This is a genomic window from Pseudomonas subflava, assembly GCF_023823685.1.
In the GTDB taxonomy this organism is placed as follows: Bacteria; Pseudomonadota; Gammaproteobacteria; order Pseudomonadales; family Pseudomonadaceae; genus Aquipseudomonas; species Aquipseudomonas subflava.
In genome coordinates this window covers 96,032-118,998 of the sequence record NZ_JAMXBF010000014.1, presented here as the reverse complement: position 1 = coordinate 118,998, position 22,967 = coordinate 96,032, and the positions used below count along the sequence as shown (strand labels likewise).

Here is a 22,967-nt window from a genome sequence, read left to right as displayed (position 1 = left end):
CATCATCCATCATCTGCCGCCGCGAACTTCCACGTATGTCCAAGCTGCGCTTCACCGCCCTGCTCGCCCTGCTCTGTTCGGCTTCGCTGAACGCCGAGCCGGTGGTCTATCCGCTGCACTCCGAGGGGCCCGATCCGGAGGCCTATGTCGTCGAGCTGCTGCGCCAGGCCCTGGCCAAAAGCGGCGGCGACTACCAGCCGCGCCCTTCGCACCGCGCCATGACCCAAAGCCGCGCAGAGCATTCCCTGGAGCGCAACGACGGCGCCGTGCAGCTGATGTGGACCATGACCACCCGCGCCCGCGAAGAGAGCCTGCTGCCGGTCCGCATCCCCATTTACAAGGGCCTGATCGGCTGGCGCGTGCCGTTGATACGACGTGAGGACAACCGCTGGCTGGCCAAGGTGAAGACGCTGAAAGACCTCAAACCGATGCGCTTCGGCCAGCGCGCCGACTGGCCCGACACCCGCATCCTGCGCGATAACGGCCTGCAGGTGATCACCAGCCAGAGCTACGTCAGCCTGTTCCGCATGCTCGACGCCGGCCGCTTCGACCTCTTTCCTCGCGAGGTCGTGGTGGCCTGGAACGAGCAGGCCCGTGTCGCCCAGGAGGGCCTGGCCCTGGAGGTCGACGAGCACATCGCCCTGCACTACCCGAGCGCCTTCTACTTCTTCACCTCGCGCGCCCGCGCCGACCTGGCCGCGGCCATCGAGCATGGTCTGGAAGCGATGATCGCCGATGGCAGTTTCGAGGCCCTGTTCCAGCAGTACCACGGCGAGACCCTGAAGCGCGCCGGGCTCGGCAAACGCCAGATCATCGAGCTGGAGAACCTCGATCTGCCGGCGCAGACGCCCTTCAAGCGCCAGGAGTTCTGGTACCGGCCGGGCGCACCGCAATAGCGCCGGACGAACTCTGTTGGCGCAGCATTGAGCACGCGTGATCGACATATGCCCATCGATATCGCCTGCAACGCATAATGGCACTGTGCTTGCACCGCTCCCGTCAGGACTCTCAGGGAGATGCACCATGCTGCAGTTGCTGCGCAAACCCTCGCGACGCGAGCTGGACGAAGAAGCCTTCGCCGCCCTCTTCACCCGCCACGACCTGACCACCCGCCTGCCCGAGCAGCAGCCGTGGATGGGCCGGCTCAACCGTTTCAGCGACGGCCTGCACCAGCGCATCCGCACCAGCCTCGGCGCCGCTGTCGGCATTGCCGCACACGCGCCGCAGCTGGCCAGCATCGCCAGCGCCAACCAGGCCAGCGGACAGAGCCTGGCGCAGTCCTCGGAGCTGATCGCCAGCGCCAGCGAGCAGGTCACCACCACCCTGGACGCCGAACTGGTGCCCGGCGCCGCCGAGGTGGCGCGGCTGTCCGGCGAAGTCGCCGCGACCCTGCGGCAATGCCAGCAAAGCGGCCTGGCCGTGCTCGGCCAGGTGGACGCCATCGGCGCCTGCGAGACGCAGCTGGGCGAGGTGATCGGCAACCTCACGGCGCAGCTGGAAGAAGTCAGCAAGGTCATCGGCGTGATCGCCAGCATCTCCCAGCAGACCAATCTGCTGGCTCTGAACGCCGCCATCGAGGCCGCCCGGGCCGGCGAGCATGGCCGCGGCTTTGCCGTGGTCGCCGAGGAAGTGCGTCGTCTGGCCGGCCATACCACGGAGGCCACCGGCCAGGTCGGGCAGATCATCGAGCGCTTTCGCGACGGCATGGGTCAGCTCGGCGCGGCCGGCGAGCGCATGCACCAGGCCGTCGAGGATGGCCGCATCGGCATGCTGCAGGTCGGCAACGGCCTGGATAGCACGCGCCAGGCCATGGACCGCCTGGACGAACGCGTCGGCCATATCGCCACCGGCACCGAGCAGATCGGCCAGGCGGTGCGCTCGATCAATGGCGACGTGCAGCAGATCGCCCAGGTCGCTGGCGATCTGCTCGGCAAGGCCGGCCAGGTACTGCGCCACAGCCAGGCCGTGCGCGAGGATGGCGACCGTCTGCTGCAAGGCCTGGGTGATTTTCGCCTGGAGCTGCACCGCTCGGTGCAGAGCGGCGTCGAGGCGCTCGCGGCCGACGCACGCCTGGCTGGCGACGCCGTCGGTGCCGAGCGCCTGCTGGCCGAAACGCTGCAGCGCGACGGCCGCTTCGAGCTGTTCTACCTGGTCGATGCCCGTGGCGTGCAGGTCTCGGAGAACATCTTCGCCGAAGGTGTGCCACATCAGTCCGCGCCGAGCTGCCGTGGTCGCGACTGGAGCACTCGCCCCTGGTTCCGCAGCGTGGCGGACGACCTGCGCAGCCACATCACGCCGGTCTATCGCTCCTCGGCCACCGACGATTTCTGTTTCACCGTATCGGTGCCCATCCTCGGTACCGATGGCCGTCTGCTGCGCGTGCTTGGCGCCGACGTGCGCCTTTCCGTGCTGGTCTGAAGATCGCCGCCTGGGCTAGGCTGGCGCATCCAACCTAGCCAGGGAACCATCATGATCCGTATCAGCACCGAGTCCGGCCTGCGCCACAGCATCGAGATCGGCGAACACCTGCTGCACACCGATGTGCCCGCATCATTCGGCGGCACGGCCTCCGGCCCCGAGCCGCACGACCTGTTCGATGCCGCCCTGGGCGCCTGCAAGGCCCTGACCCTGATGCTCTATGCCAAGCAGCGCGGCCTGCCGCTGGAGAGCCTGGACGTACGTGTGGCCCGCGATGACAGCCAGGAACGCCAGGGCACCTACCGCCTGGCCGTGGAGCTGGGCCTGCGCGGCGCCCTGGATGACGAGCAGCGCCAGCAACTGCTGCGCATCGCCGACAAGTGCCCGATCCACAAACTGATGACCAGCATCGAGGTGCAGGTGGAAACCCGCCTGGGCGACGGCGCATGAGCGAGCCGCTGCTGATCACGCCCAAGGCCGAGGACATCGCCGGCCAGCCGATCCTGCGCCCGCTGCCCTCGGCCAAGTGCCGCAGCGTCGGGCCTTTTGTGTTCTTCGATCACATGCTGGAGAAGGTCTACCCGGCCGGCAGCGGCATGAACATCGACCAGCACCCGCACATCGGCCTGTCGACCCTCACCTACCTGTTCGAGGGCGAGCTGCAGCACAAGGACAGCCTCGGCTCGGACCAACGGGTACAGCCCGGCGACGTCAGCTGGATGACCGCCGGGCGCGCCGTCGCGCATGTCGAGCGCACTCCGGAATCCCTGTGGCAGAGCGGCTCGCGCCTGCACGGTCTGCAGGTATGGCTGGCCCTGCCGCAACACCTGGAGCAAGGCGAGCCGAGCTACAGCCACCATCCCGCCGCCAGCCTGCCGCGCAGCGAGGCCATGGGCGTACGGATCACCCTGATCGCCGGCTCCGGCTTCTGCCTGGAGTCGCCGGTGCCGGTACCCTCGCCCACCCTCTACGCGGAGCTGAAATTGGCCGCTGGTGCCAGCCTGCTGATTCCCGCAGAACACCGCGAGCGCGCCCTGTATCTGATCGAGGGCGAAGCGCAGCTGGACGGCGCCGAACTGCCGCTGCGTAGCCTGGCCGTGCTGCCGGAGGGCGAGGAACTGCTGCTCAGCGCCTGCGGCGAATGCCACCTGGCGTTGATCGGCGGCGAGCCGCTGGGGCCGCGGCGCATGTACTGGAACTTCGTGGCCAGCGACGCGGCGCTGCTGGAGCAGGCCAAACAGAACTGGACGGCCTGGAACTGGCCACGGGTGCCCGGCGAAAGCGAGCGCATCCGCCTGCCCGGCAGCTGATTGCCAGCTCGGTCACGGGTTGGTCTGCCCATCAGGCAGTAAACTGCCGACCTCCGTTTGCAAAGGATTGCCGCCGTGTCCCTCATTCGTCGCCTGCTCGCCGCCTCGCTGTTACTCACGCCGCTGGTCGCCTACGCGAACCTGCCGACACTCGAACCCGAGCCCGGCACAACGGCCCGGGTGGAACGGGACGGCGAGCTATACCTGCTGCTGCAGCCGGACGGCAGCCGGATCGAGCTGGAGATTCCCGAGGCGAACGAGGCGGAGCCGCGCTTCGAGGTCGCGGACTACGACTTCGATGGCTACGACGACCTGGGTGTGAGCATGTCCGCCGGCATGGTCAACCAGGTCTATCACCTGTACCTCTACCGTCCCGCCCAGCGCCGCTTCGAGTTCCTGAAGATCCCGGAGACGCTGATCGACCGTCTCAGCTGCTCGGGCTTCTGGGGTCTGGAGCGCAAGGTCGAGGAGCGTGCCCTGTACAGCAGCTGCCGCAGCGGCCCGCGCTGGTATCACGACGCCTTCCGCTTCGACCACGGCCGGCCCTGGCTGTACAAGACCCTGCAGGTGCAGGATGACTACAGCCCGGATTATCCCTACCTGTTCTTCCCGCTGTTCGAAAAGACCTTCGACCCGCAGGGCGAGGTGGTGGCCAGCCGCGCCATCGACGATGACGGCGAGTCACAGACCTGGACGGTGCCGGCGCCCCGCCTGTATCTGCACCACGAACCCAACGAGGCCAGCCGCAGCAAGGCGTACCTGATCGAGGGCGATGTCTGCGAGGTGCTGGCACGCCAGGGGCAATGGCTGCAGATTCGCTACGCCTCGCGCAAGGGCCCGCTGGAGCGCTGGATCTCCCTGGACCGCGCATACGACCTGCATGAGCGCTACCGCGCGGGGCCGCATCCGGACGGGCTGAGCCTGAGCGTCAGCGACTTTTCCGACCCGGCCTCGCCGCTGTTCAGCCTTGGCCTGAGCGCGGAACGGCCGCTGGCCCTGGAGCACGCCGAAGTGCACCTGCTGTTCGCCACCGCGGACGGCACTCGGCGCAGCCACCGCTTGTACGCAGCCAACCACCGCATCGAACTGGCAGCCGGCGGCAGTCATCTGCTGGATGACAACTACATCGAGCGGCGCGACGGCCGCCTGGTCATCTACCACCCGGACGAACAGCAGCAGGACGCGTACGTGCCCTTCTTCCCCGAGCTGACGCCAGGCCGCTACCGGGTGCGCGTGGCGCTCACCGATCCGGCCCTGGCGGCGCCGCTGTACACGGCCGAGGAAGTGACGCTGGACTATCCGCCCGCGATCGCCGAGAACACCGACACGCCCTGATGCCGACTAGGCGAAGACCTCGTCGAGCAGCGCGTACATCGCGGCAAAAGCGCGTTGCGACACCTTGGCGTCGTACTGCATCTTGCCCGGCACGTTGGCCTGCGGATCGGTGAAGGAATGCGCGGCGCCGCCGTAGCTGGTCAGCTGCCAGTCGACCCCGGCGGCACTCATCTCCGCGGCGAAGCCCACCAACTGCTCGCGGGGCACCAGCGGGTCCTCGGCGCCGTCCAGCACCAGCACCGCGCCACGGATGTTCTTGGCGTCCGCCGGGTCGGCGGTATCCAGGGTGCCGTGGAAGGAAATCACGGCCTGGAGTGGCGCACCGTGGCGGGCCAGCTCGAGGGCGCAATGGCCGCCGAAGCAGAAGCCGAAGACGGCCATGCGGCTGGTGTCCAGCGGCACGCCGGGCTGGGCCTTGAGGGTGTCGAGCGATGCCTGCAGGCGCTGGCGCAGGGCCGGTGTGCCCTTCACCGACATCATCGCCGCGGCGGCTTCATCGTGGTTCTGCGGGCGCACGCCCACGCCATAGACATCGGCAACGAACACCACGTAACCGCGCTGAGCCACCCGTGCGGCCATCTCGATCACGCCTGCGGCCACCCCCATCCAGTTGGGGGTCAGCAGCAGCCCGGGGCGCAGCGCAGAGCGGGAATCGTCGTACAGCAGTTGGCCCTCGAACAGCTGGCCACCGATCTCGTATCGCACGGTACGGTTGACGATCTGGCTCATGTTTTCTCCTTTCCGGTCGGGACATCGAACGCAGAAGACTAGCCAATTCTGCCGGTTCGTCATCCCGGCGCCCGCCGCCGCGCCTGAGGGCATCGGGCCGGGGCGAGGCGCTAGCCCGCTTCCGCCCAGCGCTCCTTGACCTCGAGAATCGCAGGCAACTGGCCGATGAACAGCTCCACCAGCTCCGGATCGAAGTGGCGACCGCTCTCGCGGCGGAGCAGATCGAGCGCGTCGTCCAGCGACCAGGCCGGCTTGTACGGGCGCACGCTGGTGAGAGCGTCGAACACGTCGGCGATCGCGACGATACGCCCGGCCAGCGGTATCTCCTCGCCCTTTAGACCGTTGGGATAACCGCTGCCGTCCCATTTCTCGTGATGGGTCAGGGCGATGATCCGCGCCGTCTTCAGCAGCCCCGAATCATGCTCGCCGATGATCTCCGCGCCGATCTGCGCATGCTGACGCATCACCGCCCACTCGGCCTCGTCGAGCTTGCCGTTCTTCTGCAGGATGGCGTCGGGTATGCCGATCTTGCCGACATCGTGCATGGGGGCGGCGTTCAGCAGGTCGTCCGCCTCCAGCTCGCTGTATCCGGCGGCCTTGGCCAGGATGTAGGTGTAGTGGCTCATGCGGATCACGTGCAGACCGGTCTCGTTGTCCTTGTATTCCGAGGCCAGGCCCAGACGCTGGACGATCTGCAGGCGGGTCTGACGCAGCTCGTCGGCGCGCACCAGCGACAGATGGGTGCGCACGCGCGCACGCACGATGGGCGCGCTGACCGGCTTGGTGATGTAGTCCACCGCGCCCGCCTCGAACCCCTGCGCCTCGTCCTCCACGTCGGCCAGCGCGGTGACGAAGATCACCGGGATGGCCGCCGTGGCCGGCTGCGCCTTGAGCCGCGCGCACACCTCGTAGCCGGTCATGCCCGGCATCATCACGTCGAGCAGGATCAGCGCCGGGCTCTCGCGCTCGGCCAGTTCCAGGGCCTTGTCGCCGTCCTTGGCGAAGAGCAGGCGGTAGTCGTCCTGCAGGATCTGCCGCAGCACCTGCAGGTTGGTCGGCTCGTCGTCCACCAGCAGCAGCTTGGGGCGGGCATCGGCGGGTCTGATCATTGCGGCATGTCTCCTGTGCCAAGCAGCTCGGCCAGCAGCGCGTCGGCGCGCTCGAAGTCGAAATCGTTGATGGCGCTTTCCAGCGCCTGAGCCTGGCGTGCCGGCAATGCGGCGTTCAGACGGCGCAACGCGTCCTCCGGCAGCTCGCCGTGCTGCAGGGCTCCGCGCGCCTGTTCGATCAGCTCGGCCAGTTCGGAGGGGCTCAACAGCGTCACGCCCTCTTCCACTGTAGCCACTGGTGGCGGCAATTCCTCCGGCAGCGAGGCCAGAACCTCGACCAGGCTGGCCAGCAGCTCGTCCACCGAGGCCGGTATAGCGCCTTTCAGCGCATGCTCCAGCTGCCCGGCGAGGCGGCTGGCGCGCACCAGCGCCAGGTTGGCGGCGGCGCCCCGCAGGCGATGGACCAGCTCGATGGCCTCGATGCGCCAGCCTTCCTGCAACAGCGCCTCGATCTCGGCGCAACTGTCGGCATGTTCGGCGAGGAAGCGCCGGATCGCCGCGGCCATCGTCTGCTCGCTGCCCCACAGCTGGATGCCGCGCGGCCAGTCGATGGACAGGTCCTCCGCCGCCTCGCCGGTCGCCGCCGGTTGATCCGCCGGCGTCGGTGTCAGGCCGATCACCCGCGCGATTTCGGCCAGCAGCTTGTTCATCTCCAGCGGCTTGGAAGCGAAACCATCCATGCCGGCCTCGCGCGCGGCGCGGCGGTCCTGCTCCAGCACGCTGGCGGTCAGGGCGATCACCGGCGTGCGCTGCAGGCCGTGGGCCTCCTCGTGGGTACGGATGCGCCGGGTCGCCTCGAGGCCGTCCATGCGCGGCATCTGCACATCCATCAGCAACACGTCGTAGCGCCCGCCGACGAACGCCGCCAGGGCCTGCTCGCCGTCGCTGGCGGTGGTCACCCGGTGGCCCATGGCGCCCAGCGTCAGGCCGAGCAGCTCGATGTTCTGCGCCACGTCGTCGGCGGCCAGGATGTTCAGCTCCGGCAGCTGCTGCACCACCACGCCACGGTCGATGCCACTCGCCTCGCCGGCCCGCAGCGGCAGTTCCACCAGGAACAGGCTGCCGGCGCCCAGGCGGCTCTCCACGCGAATGCTGCCGCCCATCAGCTCGGTGAGCTGGCGGGCGATGGTGGTGCCGAGGCCGGTGCCGCCGAAGCGCCGGCTCATGGAGGCATCCGCCTGGGCGAAGGGATCGAAGATGTGCTGCAGGCGATCCTCGGCGATACCGATGCCGCTGTCGCGCACCGCCAGCTGCACCCTGCCCGGCTCGCCACTCACCTCGAGCCGCACCCAGCCGCTCTCGGTGAACTTCACCGCGTTGCCCACCAGGTTGGTGAGCACCTGCTGGATGCGCAGCGGATCGCCCTTGAAGAAGTCGCCCAGCCCTTCCTGATAGTCCAGGCACAGGCTCAGCCCCTTGCCCTCGGCGCCCAGGCGCAGGGCATCGCAGACCTGCCCGCAGAGTTCGCGCAGGGAGAAGTCCATGTCCTCGAGCTCCACCGCGCCGCGCTCCAGCTTGGCGGTGTCGAGGATGTCGTTGAGCAGGCCGAGCAGCGAGCGCGCGGCCTGGCGCACGGTGCACAGGTGGCGGCGCTGCTGCTCGCTGAGCACGCCGTCGAGCAGCAGCTCGGTGAAGCCGATGATGGCGTTCATCGGCGTGCGGATCTCGTGGCTCATGTTGGCCAGAAAGGTGGTCTTGGCCGCGGCGGCCATCTCGGCATGTTCCTTGGCGTGACGCAGCGCCTCCTCCATCTCACGCCGCTGGCTGAGGTCGGTGGCGAACTTGATCACCTTGAACGGCTTGCCGTCGGCATCGAAGATCGGGTTGTAGGAGGCCTGGATCCACACCTCGCGACCGCACTTGCCCAGGCGCATGTATTCGCCGGCGTGCAGCTCGCCGCTCGCCAGGCTCGTCCAGAATTCGTCGTAGGCGCCGCTGTCCACCCAGCCCTGCTCGCAGAACATGCGGTGGTGCTGGCCGATGATCTCGTCCTCCTCGTAACCCATGAGCTCGAGGAAGTTGTAGTTGGCGCTGAGGACCCGGCCCTGCAGATCGAACTCGATCACCGACAGGGCGCGGCTGATGGCCTTGACCGTGCCCTCGAACTCGGCGTTGCGCAGCTTGCTCTCGGTGATGTCCAGCAGCACCCCGTCGATCCAGTTGGGCGCGCCGTTGTCACCGAGCACCGCGCTGCCGCTCTCCCAGATCCAGTGCTCCCGGCCCTCGCGATCGAAGATGCGGTATTCCGTGGTGTAGCTGCGCTTCAGGGCGATATCCATGAGCACCTCTTCGGCCACCCGCTGGAAATCGTCCGGGTGATACAGCTCGCTGATCGACTTGCGCCGGCTGGTGAAGTCTTCCGCCGTCCAGCCGGTCAGCGTCTCCACCGCGTCGCTGATGAACAGCATGCTCCAGCTCTCGTCGAGCAGGCAGCGGAACGCCACGCCGGGGATGTTGCCGATCAGCGAGCGGTACTGCTGCTCGCTCTCGCGCAGGGCCTTCTCCATCGCCTTGCGCTCGCTGATATCGCTGATGAAGCCGACGTACAAAGTGCGGTCAGGCAAGGTGGCGCGGCCGATGGCCAGGCGGATCGGCAACTCGCTGCCGTCCTTGCGCAGCACTTCCACCTCGCGGCTGCCGCCGATGATCTGCGTCTCCCCGGCGTTCAGCAGCTGCGGCAGGTAGTCGGCCATGCCGTTGCGGTAGCTCTCGGGAATCACCGTATCGATGGACTTGCCGATCAGCTCCTCGCGATTCCAGCCGTAGAGTTTGGCGGCCGCGGCGTTCATGCCCTCGATGATGCCGCGGTCGTCGATGGTCACCACGCCATCCACCGCGGTATCCAGGATCGCGCGTACCCGCGCCTCGCTGGCCTGAACCTGCTGGAACAGCTGGCGATAACGCAGCAGGCCGTTGACCCCGGCGACGAAGATGGTCAGCGAGACGGTGATCAAGGCCACCGCCAGCGCGAGGAACAGGCTGAAGTCGCTTTGCGCACCGACCGGATCGGCCGCGCCGACGAAACGCGCGGCGGCCATGCCGGTGTAGTGCATGCCACTGATGGCCAGGCCCATGACCACGCCGCTGACCATGATCGCCTTGCCCGACGACAGCTTGCCGCGCAGGCCGAAGCGCACCCACAAGGCGAGGATGGCCAGCGCCACCGCCACCAGGATCGACAGTGCGAACCACCAGGGGTCGTAACGCAGCAGCGGCGCCATGCGCATTGCCGCCATGCCGCTGTAATGCATGGCGCCGATGCCGGCGCCCACCAGCACGCCGCTGCCGATCAGCTGCATGCGCGTCACCTGGCGCCGCGCCAGCAGCTGCAGGGCCACCCAGGACGCCGCCAGGCTGGGCAGCAGCGACAGCAGGGTCAGGCCGGGCGAGTAGCTGACCGGCGCGCACAGCTGGAACGCCAGCATGCCGATGAAATGCATGGCCCAGACGCCGCCGCCCAGGGCCAGGGAGCCGGTGAGCAGCGCCGTTTGCCGGTGAAAGGTGTTGCGGCTGAGGCGGGCCATGCCGGCCACCTGCAGGGCCATGCCCGAGGTGAACATGGCGATCGCCAGGGACAGCAGCACCAGCCAGGGGCTATAGGTGCCCTGCAGCAGGAGGCTGGGATCGTTGTCGAGAAACAGGCTGGTCAGGTACGACATGGCGGGCGTCTACTGCTGGAAGACACGGGACACTGGGGGTGCAGGAAGCTATCGGCAGGTCCGTCTCCGCGCTTTAGGCTGACATTAAATAGCCATCACCTGGGAAACTCCAGCACCATTCGCCGGGACACCGAACCGCAGGTATGAAAAAGCCCGCCGAAGCGGGCTCTTTCCCAGCGCGATGGTCAGGCGGACAGCTCGACCAGCAGCTTGTTGAGGCGACGAACGTAGCTGGCCGGGTCCTTCAGGCTGTCGCCGGCGGCCAGCGCGGCCTGGTCGAAGAGGATGTGCGACAGGTCGGCGAAGCGGTCTTCGTCCGGCTCGGCATCCAGCTTCTCGATCAGCGGGTGCTGCGGGTTGATCTCGAAGATCGGCTTGGCATCCGGCACCTTCTGCCCGCTGGCCTCGAGGATCTGGCGCATCTGCAGGCCCAGGTCCTGCTCGCCGATGGCGAGGATCGCCGGCGAGTCGGTCAGGCGATGCGATACACGCACCTCGGCGACCTGCTCGCCCAGCGCACCCTTGAGGCGCTCCAGCAGCCCTTCCTTGGCCTTGGCGACTTCTTCCTGGGCCTTCTTGTCCTCTTCCGAGTCCAGCTTGCCCAGGTCCAGGTCGCCGCGGGCGACGTCGACGAACTGCTTGCCGTCGAACTCGGTCAGGTAGCTCATCAGCCACTCATCGATGCGGTCGGTGAGCAGCAGCACTTCGATGCCCTTTTTGCGGAAGACTTCCAGGTGCGGGCTGTTCTTGATCTGCGCGAAGGTCTCGCCGGTGAGGAAGTAGACCTTGTCCTGACCTTCCTTCATGCGGCCGATGTAGTCGGCCAGGCCCACGTTCTGCTCGCCTTCATCGCCCTGGGTGGAGGCGAAGCGCAGCAGGCCGGCGATCTTCTCCTTGTTGGCGAAGTCTTCCGCCGGGCCTTCCTTGAGCACCTGGCCGAAGGCCTTCCAGAACTGCTTGTACTGCTCGGGCTCGTTCTTCGCCAGCTTCTCCAGCATGTCCAGCACGCGCTTGGTCAGCGCGGACTTCATCGAGTCGATCACCGGATCCTTCTGCAGGATCTCGCGGGAGACGTTCAGCGACAGGTCGTTGGAGTCGACCACGCCCTTGATGAAGCGCAGGTACAGCGGCAGGAACTCGTCGGCCTGGTCCATGATGAACACGCGCTGCACGTACAGCTTCAGGCCCTTCGGCGCTTCGCGCTGGTACAGGTCGAACGGCGCGCGGCCCGGCACGTAGAGCAGCGAGGTGTATTCCAGCTTGCCCTCGACCTTGTTGTGGCTCCAGGACAGCGGGTTCTCGAAGTCGTGGGCGACGTGCTTGTAGAACTCCTGATACTCCTCGTCCTTTACCTCGGTGCGGCCGCGGGTCCACAGCGCGCTGGCGCGGTTGACGGTCTCCCACTCCTGCTCGGCCGGCTTGTCGGCCTCTTCACCATGGTGTTCTTTCGGCAGCTCGATCGGCAGGGCGATGTGGTCGGAGTACTTCTTGACCACGTTGCGCAGGCGCCAGCCATCGGCGAACTCTTCCTCGCCACTCTTCAGGTGCAGAACGATGCGGGTGCCGCGCTCGGCCTTGTCGATGGTGGCGACCTCGAAGTCGCCCTCGCCCTTCGACGACCAGTGCACGCCTTCGCTGGCCGGGCTGCCGGCGCGACGGGTGAACACGTCGACCTGGTCGGCCACGATGAAGGCCGAATAGAAGCCCACGCCGAACTGACCGATCAGGTGCGAATCCTTCTTCTGGTCGCCGGTGAGGTTCTTCATGAAGTCGGCGGTGCCGGACTTGGCGATGGTGCCGAGGTGCGCGATCACTTCCTCGCGGCTCATGCCGATGCCGTTGTCGTCGAGGGTGACGGTCTTGGCGTCCTTGTCGAAGCTCAGGCGGATTTTCAGCTCGGCGCCGCCTTCGAGCAGCTCGGGCTTGGCCAGCGCCTCGAAACGCAGCTTGTCGGCGGCGTCGGAGGCGTTGGAGATCAGCTCACGGAGGAAGATTTCCTTGTTGGAATACAAGGAATGGATCATCAGGTGAAGCAGCTGCTTCACCTCGGTCTGGAAGCCCAGGGTTTCTTTTTGAGTTTCCACACTCATGGTCGTCGAACTCCACATGCAGGACAGGCCGCACCATTGCGGCGGATGTCATACAGATGGGGAGTTCGAGAGGGATTTCAAGGCCTTGGCGAAATCACGGCTCCAACAATTCGATCTTGCCGATCTCTTCCGGCTTGAAGCTGAAGCTCGCCCGCCCGCCGCCGCTACCCAGTTGCTGGCTGATGCGCAGGCTGCCGTCGCCGTCGAGGCCGACGAAGCGCCCCTCGACCGTGCCGCCATCGGCCCTGCTCACGCGCATGCTCAGGCCGCGATACTGTTCCGGGTTGCGCTGCAGGCGCACCAGGGAGAAACGCTGGCGGCGATCCAGGGCTGGCCGCGCCGGTTCGGCCGCGGCGTTCTCCTCCACAGCCGGCTTGGCCGGCTCCACCGCGCGCGGCTCGGGCAAGGGCGGATAACGGTCGCCTTCGACCTGCCAGCCAGCGGCGACCTTCTCCAGCACCAGCGGCAGGCGCTGCTCGGCACCATCGATCCGCGCCTGCACCGTCAGCGGCACGCGCCGGGTCGGAAAGCTCACTTCCGGCAGCTCGGCCAGTTGCACCACGCGGGTGGCGAAGCGGCGCTGGAGGTAGTCCTCGACCACCTTGGCCAGGGTCTCGCGCGAGTCGAACTGGGTATCCAGCCGGCCATCCTTGTAGCGCAGGCGATCGGCGAACAGCTCCAGGCGCCCGCTCAGGCTGGTCTTGAAGGACGGCGGCAGAACCAGGTGAAAGTCGCCCTGCAGCTTGTTCGGCGGCAGCGCCTGCAGGTCCAGGTGCAGGGTGTAGCCCTTGTCCAGGCGCCGTGCCTCGGGCAGGTCCTGCTCGGGCAGCAGCCAGCTGATCTCGACCTCCGGCAGCGGCCCCTCGTCGGCCGGCAGTACGTCCAGCTGCACCGGCGCCTTCTGCGCCTGCGGCAGACGGATCTTCACCTCGCGCCGGGCGAAGAAGTCCTCGCCCTCGCGCAGGCTGAGCACACCGTCGACCAGCTCTGCGTACTGCGGCGAAAACGGCTGGCCGTTGAGCTCGCCGTGCAGGCGGATATTCAGCTCGGCCGGCGCCTTCGGCGCTTCCTTCAGCCAGCGCAGGCTGAGAATGGCCTCCAGGCGCGCGGCATCCTGACTGGCCATCAGCACCATCCCGACCACAAGCGGAATACCGCCCAGCCCGACCAGCACCACGGCCTTGCGCGCCGTGCGCCAGTGGCGCAACACGTAGACCAGGGTGATCGGGGGAATCAGGCTCCCCCAGCCCCACAGCAGGCTGGTGGAGAAGGCCAGCATCACCAGCCAGACCAGGCCGGCCACCATCAGCAGCAGGCCGCCGAGGATCAGCAACGCATCCATTCAATTTCCTTGTCGTTGTGCGGGCCGCGCGCGCCAATCAGGGTTCGTCGACCTTGAAATGGGCGCGGGCCGTGGCGATGGGTTCGCTCTGACTGGTCTGCCAGGCGGTGATGGCGACGTTGGCCACCCGGCGGCCCTGGCGCCAGACCTGGCACTGGGCGTAGGTGTCACGATAATGACCGGCGCGCAGGTAATCTATCGAGAAGTCGATGATTTTCGGCAAATGCGGGATGCCCATGAACATCAACAGATGGAGCATCGCCGCGTGCTCCATGAAGCCGGCGATCACCCCGCCGTGCAGCGCCGGGAGGATCGGATTGCCGATGTTGTCCTTGCTCGCCGGCAGGCGGAACACCATGTCGTCACCGAGGCGCAGGCATTCGATGCCGAGCAGCTTGGCGTAGGGGATCAGGCTGATCAGGGTGTCGTAATCGTTCTTCTCGTGGGCTTCGCGCACCAGTGTATTGAGATTGAGCGCGGCCATCAGGCGGCACCTCCCGAAATGTTCTGGGCGCCCTTGCCCATGCGCATGAAGGCGCCGACCACGTGGGCAATGGGCTCGCTGGGGTCGTCCTGGTAGGCGTAGCCGCGGGTGAAGATCACGTTCTCGGTGACGCGGTAGCACTCGGCGAAACCGAATACATCCTTGTGCGGCTGGGCCGGGCGCATGTAGTCGATGCGAAGGTCGAGGGTCGGGCAGATCTCGAACTCCGGCAGCACGCAGACGGTGGAGATGCCGCAGGTGGTGTCCATCAGCGTGGTGATGGCGCCTCCGTGGATTACCCCGGACTCCGGATTGCCGATGATCCGGGTGCTGTAGGGCAGGCGCAGGGTCAGCCCCTCGGCCGCAGCTTCATGGACGGCCATACCCAGGACCTGGCAGTGGCGCAGGGCCGCCAGGAAACGCTGGGCGCGTTCGAGCACGGGGTTATCGCTCATCGTCACTCCTCGGGCGATGCAAAAAAGCCCAGCATGATAGCGCCGTGCCCGCCCGGGTTACAGCCGCGGCTAAAACAGTCTGAACCTTCCCGCCTGGCTGAGCCTCGAAACATCGATGGTCCTACCCACGAGGAGAAATCGCCCATGCGCAAACCATTCGCCTATGCACTGATGCTCACCGCCACCCTCGGCCTGGCCGCCTGTGACAATGCTGCCGAAGATCGCGCCGAGGACGCCCGCGATGCTCAGGAAGACGCCCGTGAGTCGATGAACGACGCTCAGGATTCGATGAACGAAGCCGCCGAGCAGCGTCAGGAGGCCGCCGAGGAGCGCGCCGAAGAGAACAACCAGCCGGCTCCGCCCGCCATGCCGACCCCGCCGCCCGCCCCGGCCGGCCAGCAGCCGCAGCAGTAAGCGCAGGTCACCGGTGCCTGCCTCGTGCAGGCATCGGAACTTCACCGCTCTCGCTTCGCTCCAAGCGGTACGGATGCACATCGCTGGCGTCCGCATCGACAAGGAGAATCAAAACGTGAACAAGCCCCTTTCCTATGCCCTGCTCCTCGCCCTGAGCCTCGGTCTCGCCGCCTGCGAGAAAACCCCGGAAGACAAGACGGAATCAGCCAAGGAGAACGTCTCCGAAGCCATGGAGTCGCTGGGTGATGCCGCAGAAGACGGCGGCGAGGCCGTCGAGCAGAAGGTCGATCGCGCCACCGGAAACGAGCCCACCGCCGGCGAGCGCCTGGATGAGGCCGCCGAGGACACCGGAGAAGCCATCCAGGATGCGGGCGACGAGGCCAAGGACGCCGTCGACGGCCAGTGAGGCCCGCCCTGAAACGTCAAGGCCCGCTTTTGCGGGCCTTGTTCGTTATGGCTGAATCATCAGCCAGCGGAAGAACGGGCTGAGCATCAGCAACAGACAGCACACCAGACCGACCGTCCACACCATCGAGCGCTGCCAGGCCAGATCACGCCAGTAGAACAGCAGATAAAGCACGCGGCTGACGATGAACAGAATCGCCAGCAGATCCACCCACCAGCCGAATACATCCGTGGTGTGGGCCATCAGCACACCGGCGGCGAACAACGGGAAGATCTCGACACTGTTCAGATGGGCGGCATGCGCCCTGGCCCCGAAACCCCGGAGCCGCGCCTGCTGCTCGCGGGGGTTGTGGTTGTCATACCCACCCGAGTCGGCCTTCATGGCACGAGCGACGGGCAGCTTGGCGACATAGATCAACAACGCCGCGATGAAGACGCACCAGAACGGGATGCTCATTGCTTCTCTCCTTATGGCCATTGAGCCGTTACATCAGCTGTAGCACAGCGCCCGGGCAGGCACCATTCCACTTGGAGCCGTCTGGCTTGACCTGGGTTGCAGTTGAATAGCGACCACGAGTGCCGACGGGCGGTAGAAGTCTTCACGCTAATTTCACATCGCGCAGCGCACAGTATCAGCGTGATACTCCATACCCCATCTAGCCCGGCCTTCGCGCCGGGTTTCTTTTTTTCTGCCTCTTGGGCAGCTGAATTCAGAGCATACCGAGACGCAACGGCAACGAACTGTGCCGCCACGGTGGAAATCGCGGAAAGATCAGGAATTGCGGAAATCGGCATCGACCTAGCTGGTCGCCGAAAGCCGCATGGAAGATGGTGCCCGAAGCCGGACTCGAACCGGCACGCCACTGCTGGCGAGAGATTTTAAGTCTCCTGCGTCTACCGATTTCGCCATTCGGGCGGTAGCGCTGTGAAGCGAGGGCTGGACTATATACAGCCCATGCCGGCCCGGCAAGGTCGCCAGCATGCCCGGCCGACAAAGAAAAAGCCCCGTAGATCAATGATCTACGGGGCTTTCCTTGTAGTGGAGGCCGAGGTCGGAATCGAACCGGCGTACACGGATTTGCAATCCGCTGCATGACCACTCTGCCACCCGGCCTCAAACGAAGACGCCGCTTACCGCGGCGTCAACGTCAACAATCTGGAGCGGGAAACGAGACTCGAACTCGCGACCCCGACCTTGGCAAGGTCGTGCTCTACCAACTGAGCTATTCCCGCGTCGTGGTGACGGGCGCCATTCTATAGATTCGAAACGCTGCGTCAACCCCTTGATTCAAAAAAGCTTATTTCTTTTCGGTGTCGATGCTGAGGTGCGGCCAGGCGGCCAGCAGGTACTGCACCATCGACCACAGAGTGAGCGCCGCGGCGATGATCAGCAGCACGTAACCCAAGCCGACCCAGGCGGTAAGCTGCGGCGGGTTGCCCAGCAGAATGACCAGCGCCACCATCTGCGCCGCTGTCTTCCACTTGCCGAGATTGGACACCGCCACGTGGGCCCGCGCGCCCAGCTCGGCCATCCACTCGCGCAGGGCGGACACCACGATCTCGCGTCCGATGATGATCACCGCCGGCAGGCTCAGCCACAGGTTGGCGTGCTCCTCCACCAGCAGCACCAACGCCACCGCCACCATCAGTTTATCGGCCACCGGATCGAGGAACGCGCCGAATGGCGTGCTCTGCTCCCAACGACGCGCCAGATAGCCGTCGAACCAGTCGGTCACCGCTGCCAGGGCGAACACCGCGCTGGCGGCCCAGTAGCTCCAGGCAAACGGCAGATAGAAGAACAGGATGAAGACCGGAATCAGGGCGACGCGCAGTACGGTGAGCAGATTGGGGATGTTCATCGGGACCACTGGCCAGCGAGTTGAACGCGCATTCTACTCGCTGTGCAGGGCCGCATAAATTGTCTCGGCCAGCTTTTTGCTGATGCCCGGCGCCTTAGCGATCTCCTCGACGCTGGCGCGATTGAGCTCCTGCAGTCCGCCGAAGTGTTTGAGCAGCTCGCGCCTGCGCTTCGGCCCGATGCCGGCCACTTCCTCGAGGCTGGAGGTGCGTCGCGCCTTGCCGCGCCGGGCCCGGTGACCGGTGATGGCGAAGCGGTGCGCCTCGTCGCGGATCTGCTGGATCAGGTGCAGCGCCGGCGAGTCGGCCGGCAGGGTGAACTCGTGATCGGCGTCGTTGAGGTATAGGGTTTCGAGGCCGGGCTTGCGGGTCACGCCCTTGGCCACGCCGAGCAGGATCAGGTCCGGCACCGCCAGCTCCTGCAGCACCTCTCGGGCCATCGCGAGCTGCCCCTTGCCGCCGTCCACCAAGAGGATGTCCGGCAGCTTGCCCTCGCCCTCCTTGAGCTTACTGAAGCGTCGGGTCAGCGCCTGATGCATGGCCGCATAGTCGTCACCGGCGGTGACGCCCTCGATGTTGTAGCGGCGATAGTCGGATTTCAGTGGCCCTTCCGGGCCGAACACGACGCAGGAGGCCACCGTCGCCTCGCCGCTGGAGTGGCTGATGTCGTAGCACTCCAGCCGCTGTGGCGGCTCGTCCAGGTCAAGCGCCTCGGCCAGCGCATCGAAACGCGCGGCGACGTGCTGCCGGTTGGCCAACCGCGCACTCAGAGCCTGCTCGGCGTTGGTCACCGCCAGCTGCTGCCAGCGCGCGCGGGTGCCGCGCACACGATGACTGATGGCGATGTCGCGGCCCCGCAGCTCGGCGATGGCGGTCGCCACCGTCGGCAGATCTTCATGGGTCACGTTGACGATCAGCTCGCCCGGCAGATCGCGCTCGTGATTGGACAGGTAATACTGCGCGATGAACGCCGAGAGCACCGCGCCGCCCTCCTCCTCGATGCCCACCTGGGGAAAGAAGTTCTTGCTGCCCAATACCCGCCCGCCACGCACGCTGATCAGGTGAACGCAGGCGCCGCCCGGGTTGACCATCGCGGCCACCACGTCCACGTCGCCAGTACCGCCCTCCATGCTCTGCTGGTCCTGCACCCGGCGCAGCAGCGCGACCTGGTCGCGCAGCTCGGCGGCGCGCTCGAACTCGAGGTTCATCGCCGCCTTTTCCATGGCGCCGGACAGCTCTTCGGCCAGGGCATTGCTACGCCCCTCGAGAAACATCACCGAGCGGCGCACGTCCTCGGCGTACTCTTCCGGGGCAACCAGACCGACACAGGGCCCCTTGCAGCGCTTGATCTGGTACTGCAGGCAGGGTCGGGTGCGGTTGCGGAAATAACTGTCCTCGCACTGGCGCACCAGAAAGGTCTTCTGCAACAGCGCGAGGCTCTCGCGAATGGCTCCGGCGCTCGGGTAAGGCCCGAAGTAGCGCCCCCTCTCCTTCTTCGCACCACGGTGGATGCCCAGGCGCGGGTAGTCGCCGTCCGACAGCAACACGTAGGGATAGGACTTATCGTCGCGCAGCAGAATGTTGTACGGCGGACGCCATTCCTTGATCAGCGTCTGCTCGAGCAGCAGCGCCTCGGTCTCGTTGGCGACGATGGTCGTCTCGATCTGCGCGATGCGTGCGACCAATGCGGCAGTCTTGGGCGCCTGGCCGGTCTTGCGGAAATAGCTGGCCAGGCGCTTCTTCAGGTTGGACGCCTTGCCGACGTAGAGCAGCTTGCCCGCCTCGTCGAACATGCGATAGACGCCCGGCCGGCCGCTGCAGGTGGCCAGGAAGGCGCTGGGATCGAAGGGCGTGGAAATCATCGAAATCGATAGGCCGGAAAAACGAAGAGGACGCAGTTTACGTCCTCTTCCCCGGCTTGCCTAAGGCTCAACTGACGGCGTCGACCATGCCGTGGCGTACCGCCAGCAGCGCCAGCTCGACATCGCTGGTGATCGAGAGCTTCTCGTAGATGCGATAGCGGTAGGTGTTCACCGTCTTCGGCGACAGGCAGAGCTTGTCGGAGATGGTCTGCACCTTCTGACAGTTGGCGATCATCAGGGCGATCTGGATTTCACGCTCGGAGAGCAGATCGAACGGCGAGCCGCCGTTGTTCGGCTGGAAGGATTTGAGTGCCAGCTGCTGGGCGATCTGCGGGCTCAGGTAACGCTGCCCGGCGAACGCCATGCGGATGGCCTGGACCATTTCCTCCAACGCCGCCCCCTTTGTCAGATAGCCGGCGGCGCCGGCCTGTAGCAGGCGGGTGGGAAACAGATCGTCTTCACAGGCGGTGACCGCGACCACCTTAAGGTCCGGATGGCTGCGCAGTAATTTGCGGGTGGCTTCGAGGCCGCCGATGCCGGGCATCTTCACGTCCATCAGCACCACGTCCGGGCGCAGCTCGCGCACCTTCTTGAGCGCCTCTTCGCCAGAGTCGGCCTCACCAATCACCTGCAGCCCGTCGATGTCGGCCAGCATGCGGGTAATGCCCGTTCTCACCAGATCGTGGTCGTCGACCACCAGCACCTTAATCAAGCGACACCTCGTTGCATCGTCACCGCACCATCGACCTATCCAGCTTGGCGCAATCACGTCAGAAAGCAAACGCCAAAAAACCGCTCCTGGATGATCGCCGGTTGCGAAACGCAGCCCTCGTCGGAATGCCGACCAGGCAGGAATTTGGCGATATTACACGCATCGGTTGTCGGCGGCAAAACTCGACAGGCAGTCAACAACCAAAGATAAATATTTATATATCAATAGCTTATTTTGATTTTATGACACCTGTAGATCTAGCGAAGCCGGCGGCCAACAGGAATTCATGCCTAAGCATGACGCGGGCGAAGTCCTCCAAGGAAACCAAACGGGAACTTGGCTCGCCGGGCTTGGCCAAACGGGGACGCAGCTGTAACCAATCGAACAAGGAAAAGGCAGATGACAGGATGGGTGATCAGAATCGCCGGGGCATTCGGGTTCTCGGCCCTGCTGATCGGCTGCTCGCTGCCGCTCAAGAGCCCTACCAGCTCGGACCTTGCTCAGGCCGGCCGACACCGCGAAGCCGCGGAGCTCAACCTAGAGGACGCCAGCCGTAGCGAGCGTCAGGGATTCAAAAGCAGCGCCGCCTCCTATTACGTGATGGCGGCCGACAATTTCCGCCAGAGCGCCCTCCCCGAACGCGAACTCGCCGCCCTGGAAGCCGGCCATCGAGTGGCCCTGCAGGCCTGGCAGCAATCCGAGGGAGTAACGGACCGCCGCCCGCTGGAGGGCGAAGCACTGACCGCAGTCGAGGGCCGCCTGGCCGAATACTGGCTGGAACGTGACGCCTCGAAAGCCGCCAGGTACTACGGCGCGATGCTCGAGCGCCGTGACGACGTACGGATGCTGTACGCCGGCCCCGGCCTGGAACTTGTCAAGGCCGCCAGCCGCTCCGAGGCGCTGAAGGATCGCCGGCAGACCATGCGCCTCTATCTGTTCGGCCTATCGGGCCAATACGTGGAAAGCGCCGGCGACCTCTATCCGCAACTCGCCACCGGATTTGCCAGAAGGCATGGTTTCGAGGGCGAGGCCCGCCTTCTGCGTCAGCGCCTGGCACGCGTGAAGCGCCTCGAGGCAGATGCTGCGGCGGACTTGCACGCCGCCACGGTCGACCAGGAGCTGCGCGCGACCGAGACTCGACGTGCGCATTACGCCAGGCAGGGCGAATACAGCCTGGCCGCGGTCTATGCCGACCAGGCGGCCCGGCTCGAGCGCATCGAGGAGAAGCGCCCCGGCGTGATGCGCAGCCCACAGCAGGTGGCTCAGGTGAACCGCGGCATCGAGCAACTCGCGGCGCGTCTGGCGGCCGTCGGCACCCGGCCCAGTGCGCCCCAGCCATCGGCGCCAGAGGTTGCCGTACAAAGCGGCGCGAACCCGGTGAACGGCTGCATCCAGATCACCAGCAGCGGCGCCAACACCATCACCCTGATCAACAACTGCGACCATAACGTCAGCGTGGCCTGGTGTTACATCCCGGCACCGGGCGCGCTGCAATCGGAGAAGATGCCGGTCGCCGGCAACCAGATCTGCATTCACAACGGTACGGACTTCCCTCGCGCCGTGCTCGGCCGTTCCGGCACCGGTGCCGACATCGCCAAGACCTACCGTTCCTGGGAGCTGCCCTACAGCCAGAACACCATCTACCACATCGCCTGCGACGCGGGCGAAAAGGGCGAGGCGCTGCCGCAGATCAGCGGTTTCGACGACAACCTGCGCGGCAGCTGCCCGCCGATCAACTAGCCTTGCCGGACGCAGCACAGGTCATATCACCGAGCGGAGCACGGGCATGGGATTTCTTTTCAGCAAGCGGGTGATCTTCGTACTGCTGGCAACGACTTTGTTCTGTAACGCCGCCCAAGCCGCGGCCGAGCAGCAGTTGAAAGCCGATTTGTCCTGGACGTCCTTCACCTGCGCGGTACTAGCCCGCAACAGCGGCGACAAGCAGGAATACGAGCGGCTGTTCGCTTTGGGCTACGAGGCTGGGCTGGCCTTCCTTCAGGCAGTACGGGCCGGCACCGCCTCCCTCGATGGCGCGCCGACCGGCTTTCTGATGGTCAACGGCGGGCCCAACTACGAGTTCATCCTAGGACGCGCCTATCAGGCACTCGAAGAGGTCTACAGCGTTCAGCTCGACCAGCAGGCCCAGCGCGGCATTCGCCGGGAAGTCGCGGCCGGGCGGCTGTTCGAGGGCAACAACTGCTCGCTCATCGGGGTACCGCCCGGCGCCTGAGCATGGAAATCCGGGCAAAGAAAAAGGAGCCTGAAGGCTCCTTTTCTCGATCTGCCGACGGCAGAATTTGGATGGCGGAGGCGGTGAGATTCGAACTCATCAAACCGTACTTTGTCGGCCTGGAGGCCTTGATTTACGGGACCTTCGCCCCAGCAGGAACGCGATTTTTGTTCCCAATGTGTTCCCAGAGATCAGCGCGGGGCAATGAAGAATCTGCTCAGTTTTGCCATTTCCCTGATTTTCGCTTGACCCAACAAAACTAGGTAATAAAGGTAATTTCTTCTTTCGCCTGCTCTGCAAACGCTCTAGATAAGGGGTCCCAGAGACTTAGTTAAAGGTAATTTCTAGGTAAGTTGCAGGTAACCAGATTACCTTCAACCAGGGTGAAATCCGGAAATTTGCTATCCCATATAAATCAATCACTTACAGAAAAATTACCTAACCAATTACCTCAAATCACCTTCGCAGGTAATTCCTAGAACCCATGCCCATGCGGGTTACAGGCTCCTCGTACCTTCCTCCTAAACGAAATTACCCGTTGCCAGAGCCTCGCCTG

The 22,967-nt window shown here is 65.6% G+C and carries 19 protein-coding genes, 3 tRNA genes and 1 pseudogene; 9 read left to right on the top strand and 14 right to left on the bottom strand.

Annotated elements, in window-relative coordinates:
* Positions 1-35 precede the first annotated feature (35 nt).
* From NF616_RS19195 to NF616_RS19175, 5 genes and pseudogenes are all read left to right on the top strand, one after another.
* Complete coding sequence (locus NF616_RS19195; RefSeq protein WP_252275297.1) at positions 36-896, top strand: substrate-binding periplasmic protein; 861 nt, start codon at positions 36-38, stop codon at positions 894-896.
* Between the two features lie 616 nt (positions 897-1,512).
* Positions 1,513-2,418: pseudogene (locus NF616_RS21495) on the top strand (methyl-accepting chemotaxis protein); the annotation flags it as partial.
* A gap of 51 nt (positions 2,419-2,469) precedes the next feature.
* On the top strand, positions 2,470-2,868 hold the full coding sequence (locus tag NF616_RS19185) for an OsmC family protein (protein ID WP_252275294.1): 399 nt from the start codon (positions 2,470-2,472) through the stop codon (positions 2,866-2,868).
* Entirely contained in the window at positions 2,865-3,728 is an 864-nt protein-coding gene (locus NF616_RS19180) for a pirin family protein (RefSeq protein ID WP_252275292.1), read from the top strand. The genes NF616_RS19185 and NF616_RS19180 overlap by 4 nt, the downstream gene beginning before the upstream one ends.
* A 75-nt stretch (positions 3,729-3,803) precedes the next feature.
* Complete coding sequence (locus NF616_RS19175) at positions 3,804-5,063, top strand: XAC2610-related protein (RefSeq protein WP_252275290.1); 1,260 nt, start codon at positions 3,804-3,806, stop codon at positions 5,061-5,063.
* A 6-nt stretch (positions 5,064-5,069) separates the two neighbouring features.
* On the opposite strand, the gene NF616_RS19170 is transcribed toward NF616_RS19175, so the two are convergent.
* The 7 genes from NF616_RS19170 to NF616_RS19140 form a co-directional block, all read right to left on the bottom strand.
* Positions 5,070-5,792 carry a dienelactone hydrolase family protein gene (locus NF616_RS19170; protein WP_252275288.1) on the bottom strand — a complete coding sequence of 241 codons (723 nt, stop codon included), beginning with the start codon at positions 5,790-5,792 and terminating at the stop codon, positions 5,070-5,072.
* 110 nt (positions 5,793-5,902) lie between these two features.
* A complete protein-coding gene (locus NF616_RS19165) occupies positions 5,903-6,901 on the bottom strand; it encodes a response regulator (RefSeq protein ID WP_252275286.1) in 999 nt (332 codons plus the stop codon).
* Positions 6,898-10,560 carry a PAS domain S-box protein gene (locus tag NF616_RS19160; protein WP_252275285.1) on the bottom strand — a complete coding sequence of 1,221 codons (3,663 nt, stop codon included), beginning with the start codon at positions 10,558-10,560 and terminating at the stop codon, positions 6,898-6,900. The genes NF616_RS19165 and NF616_RS19160 overlap by 4 nt, the downstream gene beginning before the upstream one ends.
* Positions 10,561-10,745: 185 nt before the next feature.
* Positions 10,746-12,650, bottom strand: coding sequence for a molecular chaperone HtpG (gene htpG, locus NF616_RS19155; protein ID WP_252275283.1), 1,905 nt, complete (start codon positions 12,648-12,650; stop codon positions 10,746-10,748).
* Positions 12,651-12,744: 94 nt separating this feature from the next.
* Positions 12,745-13,992, bottom strand: a complete 1,248-nt coding sequence (locus NF616_RS19150) for an MFS transporter (protein WP_252275281.1) — start codon at positions 13,990-13,992, stop codon at positions 12,745-12,747.
* A gap of 37 nt (positions 13,993-14,029) precedes the next feature.
* Positions 14,030-14,476, bottom strand: a complete 447-nt coding sequence (locus tag NF616_RS19145; protein ID WP_252275279.1) for a PaaI family thioesterase — start codon at positions 14,474-14,476, stop codon at positions 14,030-14,032.
* On the bottom strand, positions 14,476-14,931 hold the full coding sequence (locus NF616_RS19140; protein ID WP_252275277.1) for a PaaI family thioesterase: 456 nt from the start codon (positions 14,929-14,931) through the stop codon (positions 14,476-14,478). Before NF616_RS19140 ends, NF616_RS19145 begins: the two co-directional genes overlap by 1 nt.
* Before the next feature lie 144 nt (positions 14,932-15,075).
* Here NF616_RS19140 and NF616_RS19135 point away from each other — a divergent pair, with 144 nt between their 5' ends.
* Both NF616_RS19135 and NF616_RS19130 read left to right on the top strand, forming a co-directional pair.
* On the top strand, positions 15,076-15,345 hold the full coding sequence (locus NF616_RS19135) for a hypothetical protein (protein ID WP_252275276.1): 270 nt from the start codon (positions 15,076-15,078) through the stop codon (positions 15,343-15,345).
* A gap of 115 nt (positions 15,346-15,460) precedes the next feature.
* Positions 15,461-15,751: a hypothetical protein gene (locus NF616_RS19130; protein WP_252275274.1), complete on the top strand. Its 291-nt coding sequence runs from the start codon at positions 15,461-15,463 to the stop codon at positions 15,749-15,751.
* A 45-nt stretch (positions 15,752-15,796) separates the two neighbouring features.
* Here NF616_RS19130 and NF616_RS19125 read toward each other — a convergent pair whose 3' ends face one another.
* The 7 genes from NF616_RS19125 to gacA form a co-directional block, all read right to left on the bottom strand.
* Entirely contained in the window at positions 15,797-16,207 is a 411-nt protein-coding gene (locus tag NF616_RS19125; RefSeq protein WP_252275272.1) for an MAPEG family protein, read from the bottom strand.
* Positions 16,208-16,579: 372 nt separating this feature from the next.
* Positions 16,580-16,666, bottom strand: a tRNA-Leu gene (locus NF616_RS19120).
* 124 nt (positions 16,667-16,790) lie between these two features.
* Positions 16,791-16,864, bottom strand: a tRNA-Cys gene (locus tag NF616_RS19115).
* A 43-nt stretch (positions 16,865-16,907) separates the two neighbouring features.
* A tRNA-Gly gene (locus NF616_RS19110) sits at positions 16,908-16,983 on the bottom strand.
* A 65-nt stretch (positions 16,984-17,048) separates the two neighbouring features.
* A complete protein-coding gene (gene pgsA, locus NF616_RS19105; protein ID WP_252275269.1) occupies positions 17,049-17,609 on the bottom strand; it encodes a CDP-diacylglycerol--glycerol-3-phosphate 3-phosphatidyltransferase in 561 nt (186 codons plus the stop codon).
* 33 nt (positions 17,610-17,642) lie between these two features.
* Positions 17,643-19,466: an excinuclease ABC subunit UvrC gene (gene uvrC / locus NF616_RS19100; RefSeq protein WP_252275480.1), complete on the bottom strand. Its 1,824-nt coding sequence runs from the start codon at positions 19,464-19,466 to the stop codon at positions 17,643-17,645.
* 70 nt (positions 19,467-19,536) lie between these two features.
* Complete coding sequence (gene gacA, locus NF616_RS19095) at positions 19,537-20,181, bottom strand: response regulator transcription factor GacA (RefSeq protein ID WP_252275267.1); 645 nt, start codon at positions 20,179-20,181, stop codon at positions 19,537-19,539.
* A gap of 399 nt (positions 20,182-20,580) precedes the next feature.
* Here gacA and NF616_RS19090 point away from each other — a divergent pair, with 399 nt between their 5' ends.
* Together NF616_RS19090 and NF616_RS19085 are read left to right on the top strand one after the other, a co-directional pair.
* Complete coding sequence (locus tag NF616_RS19090) at positions 20,581-21,921, top strand: coiled-coil domain-containing protein (protein ID WP_252275265.1); 1,341 nt, start codon at positions 20,581-20,583, stop codon at positions 21,919-21,921.
* A 46-nt stretch (positions 21,922-21,967) separates the two neighbouring features.
* Positions 21,968-22,411, top strand: coding sequence for a hypothetical protein (locus tag NF616_RS19085; protein ID WP_252275264.1), 444 nt, complete (start codon positions 21,968-21,970; stop codon positions 22,409-22,411).
* The last annotated feature ends 556 nt before the right edge of the window (positions 22,412-22,967 follow it).

Coding starts and splice junctions, on each gene's coding strand:
- NF616_RS19195 (WP_252275297.1), top strand. CDS start 36: ATGTCCAAGCTGCGCTTCACCGCCCTGCTCGCCCTGCTCTGTTCGGCT.
- NF616_RS19185 (WP_252275294.1), top strand. CDS start 2,470: ATGATCCGTATCAGCACCGAGTCCGGCCTGCGCCACAGCATCGAGATC.
- NF616_RS19180 (WP_252275292.1), top strand. CDS start 2,865: ATGAGCGAGCCGCTGCTGATCACGCCCAAGGCCGAGGACATCGCCGGC.
- NF616_RS19170 (WP_252275288.1), bottom strand. CDS start 5,792: ATGAGCCAGATCGTCAACCGTACCGTGCGATACGAGATCGGTGGCCAG.
- NF616_RS19165 (WP_252275286.1), bottom strand. CDS start 6,901: ATGATCAGACCCGCCGATGCCCGCCCCAAGCTGCTGCTGGTGGACGAC.
- NF616_RS19160 (WP_252275285.1), bottom strand. CDS start 10,560: ATGTCGTACCTGACCAGCCTGTTTCTCGACAACGATCCCAGCCTCCTG.
- htpG (WP_252275283.1), bottom strand. CDS start 12,650: ATGAGTGTGGAAACTCAAAAAGAAACCCTGGGCTTCCAGACCGAGGTG.
- NF616_RS19150 (WP_252275281.1), bottom strand. CDS start 13,992: ATGGATGCGTTGCTGATCCTCGGCGGCCTGCTGCTGATGGTGGCCGGC.
- NF616_RS19145 (WP_252275279.1), bottom strand. CDS start 14,476: ATGGCCGCGCTCAATCTCAATACACTGGTGCGCGAAGCCCACGAGAAG.
- NF616_RS19140 (WP_252275277.1), bottom strand. CDS start 14,931: ATGAGCGATAACCCCGTGCTCGAACGCGCCCAGCGTTTCCTGGCGGCC.
- NF616_RS19135 (WP_252275276.1), top strand. CDS start 15,076: ATGCGCAAACCATTCGCCTATGCACTGATGCTCACCGCCACCCTCGGC.
- NF616_RS19125 (WP_252275272.1), bottom strand. CDS start 16,207: ATGAGCATCCCGTTCTGGTGCGTCTTCATCGCGGCGTTGTTGATCTAT.
- pgsA (WP_252275269.1), bottom strand. CDS start 17,609: ATGAACATCCCCAATCTGCTCACCGTACTGCGCGTCGCCCTGATTCCG.
- NF616_RS19090 (WP_252275265.1), top strand. CDS start 20,581: ATGACAGGATGGGTGATCAGAATCGCCGGGGCATTCGGGTTCTCGGCC.
- NF616_RS19085 (WP_252275264.1), top strand. CDS start 21,968: ATGGGATTTCTTTTCAGCAAGCGGGTGATCTTCGTACTGCTGGCAACG.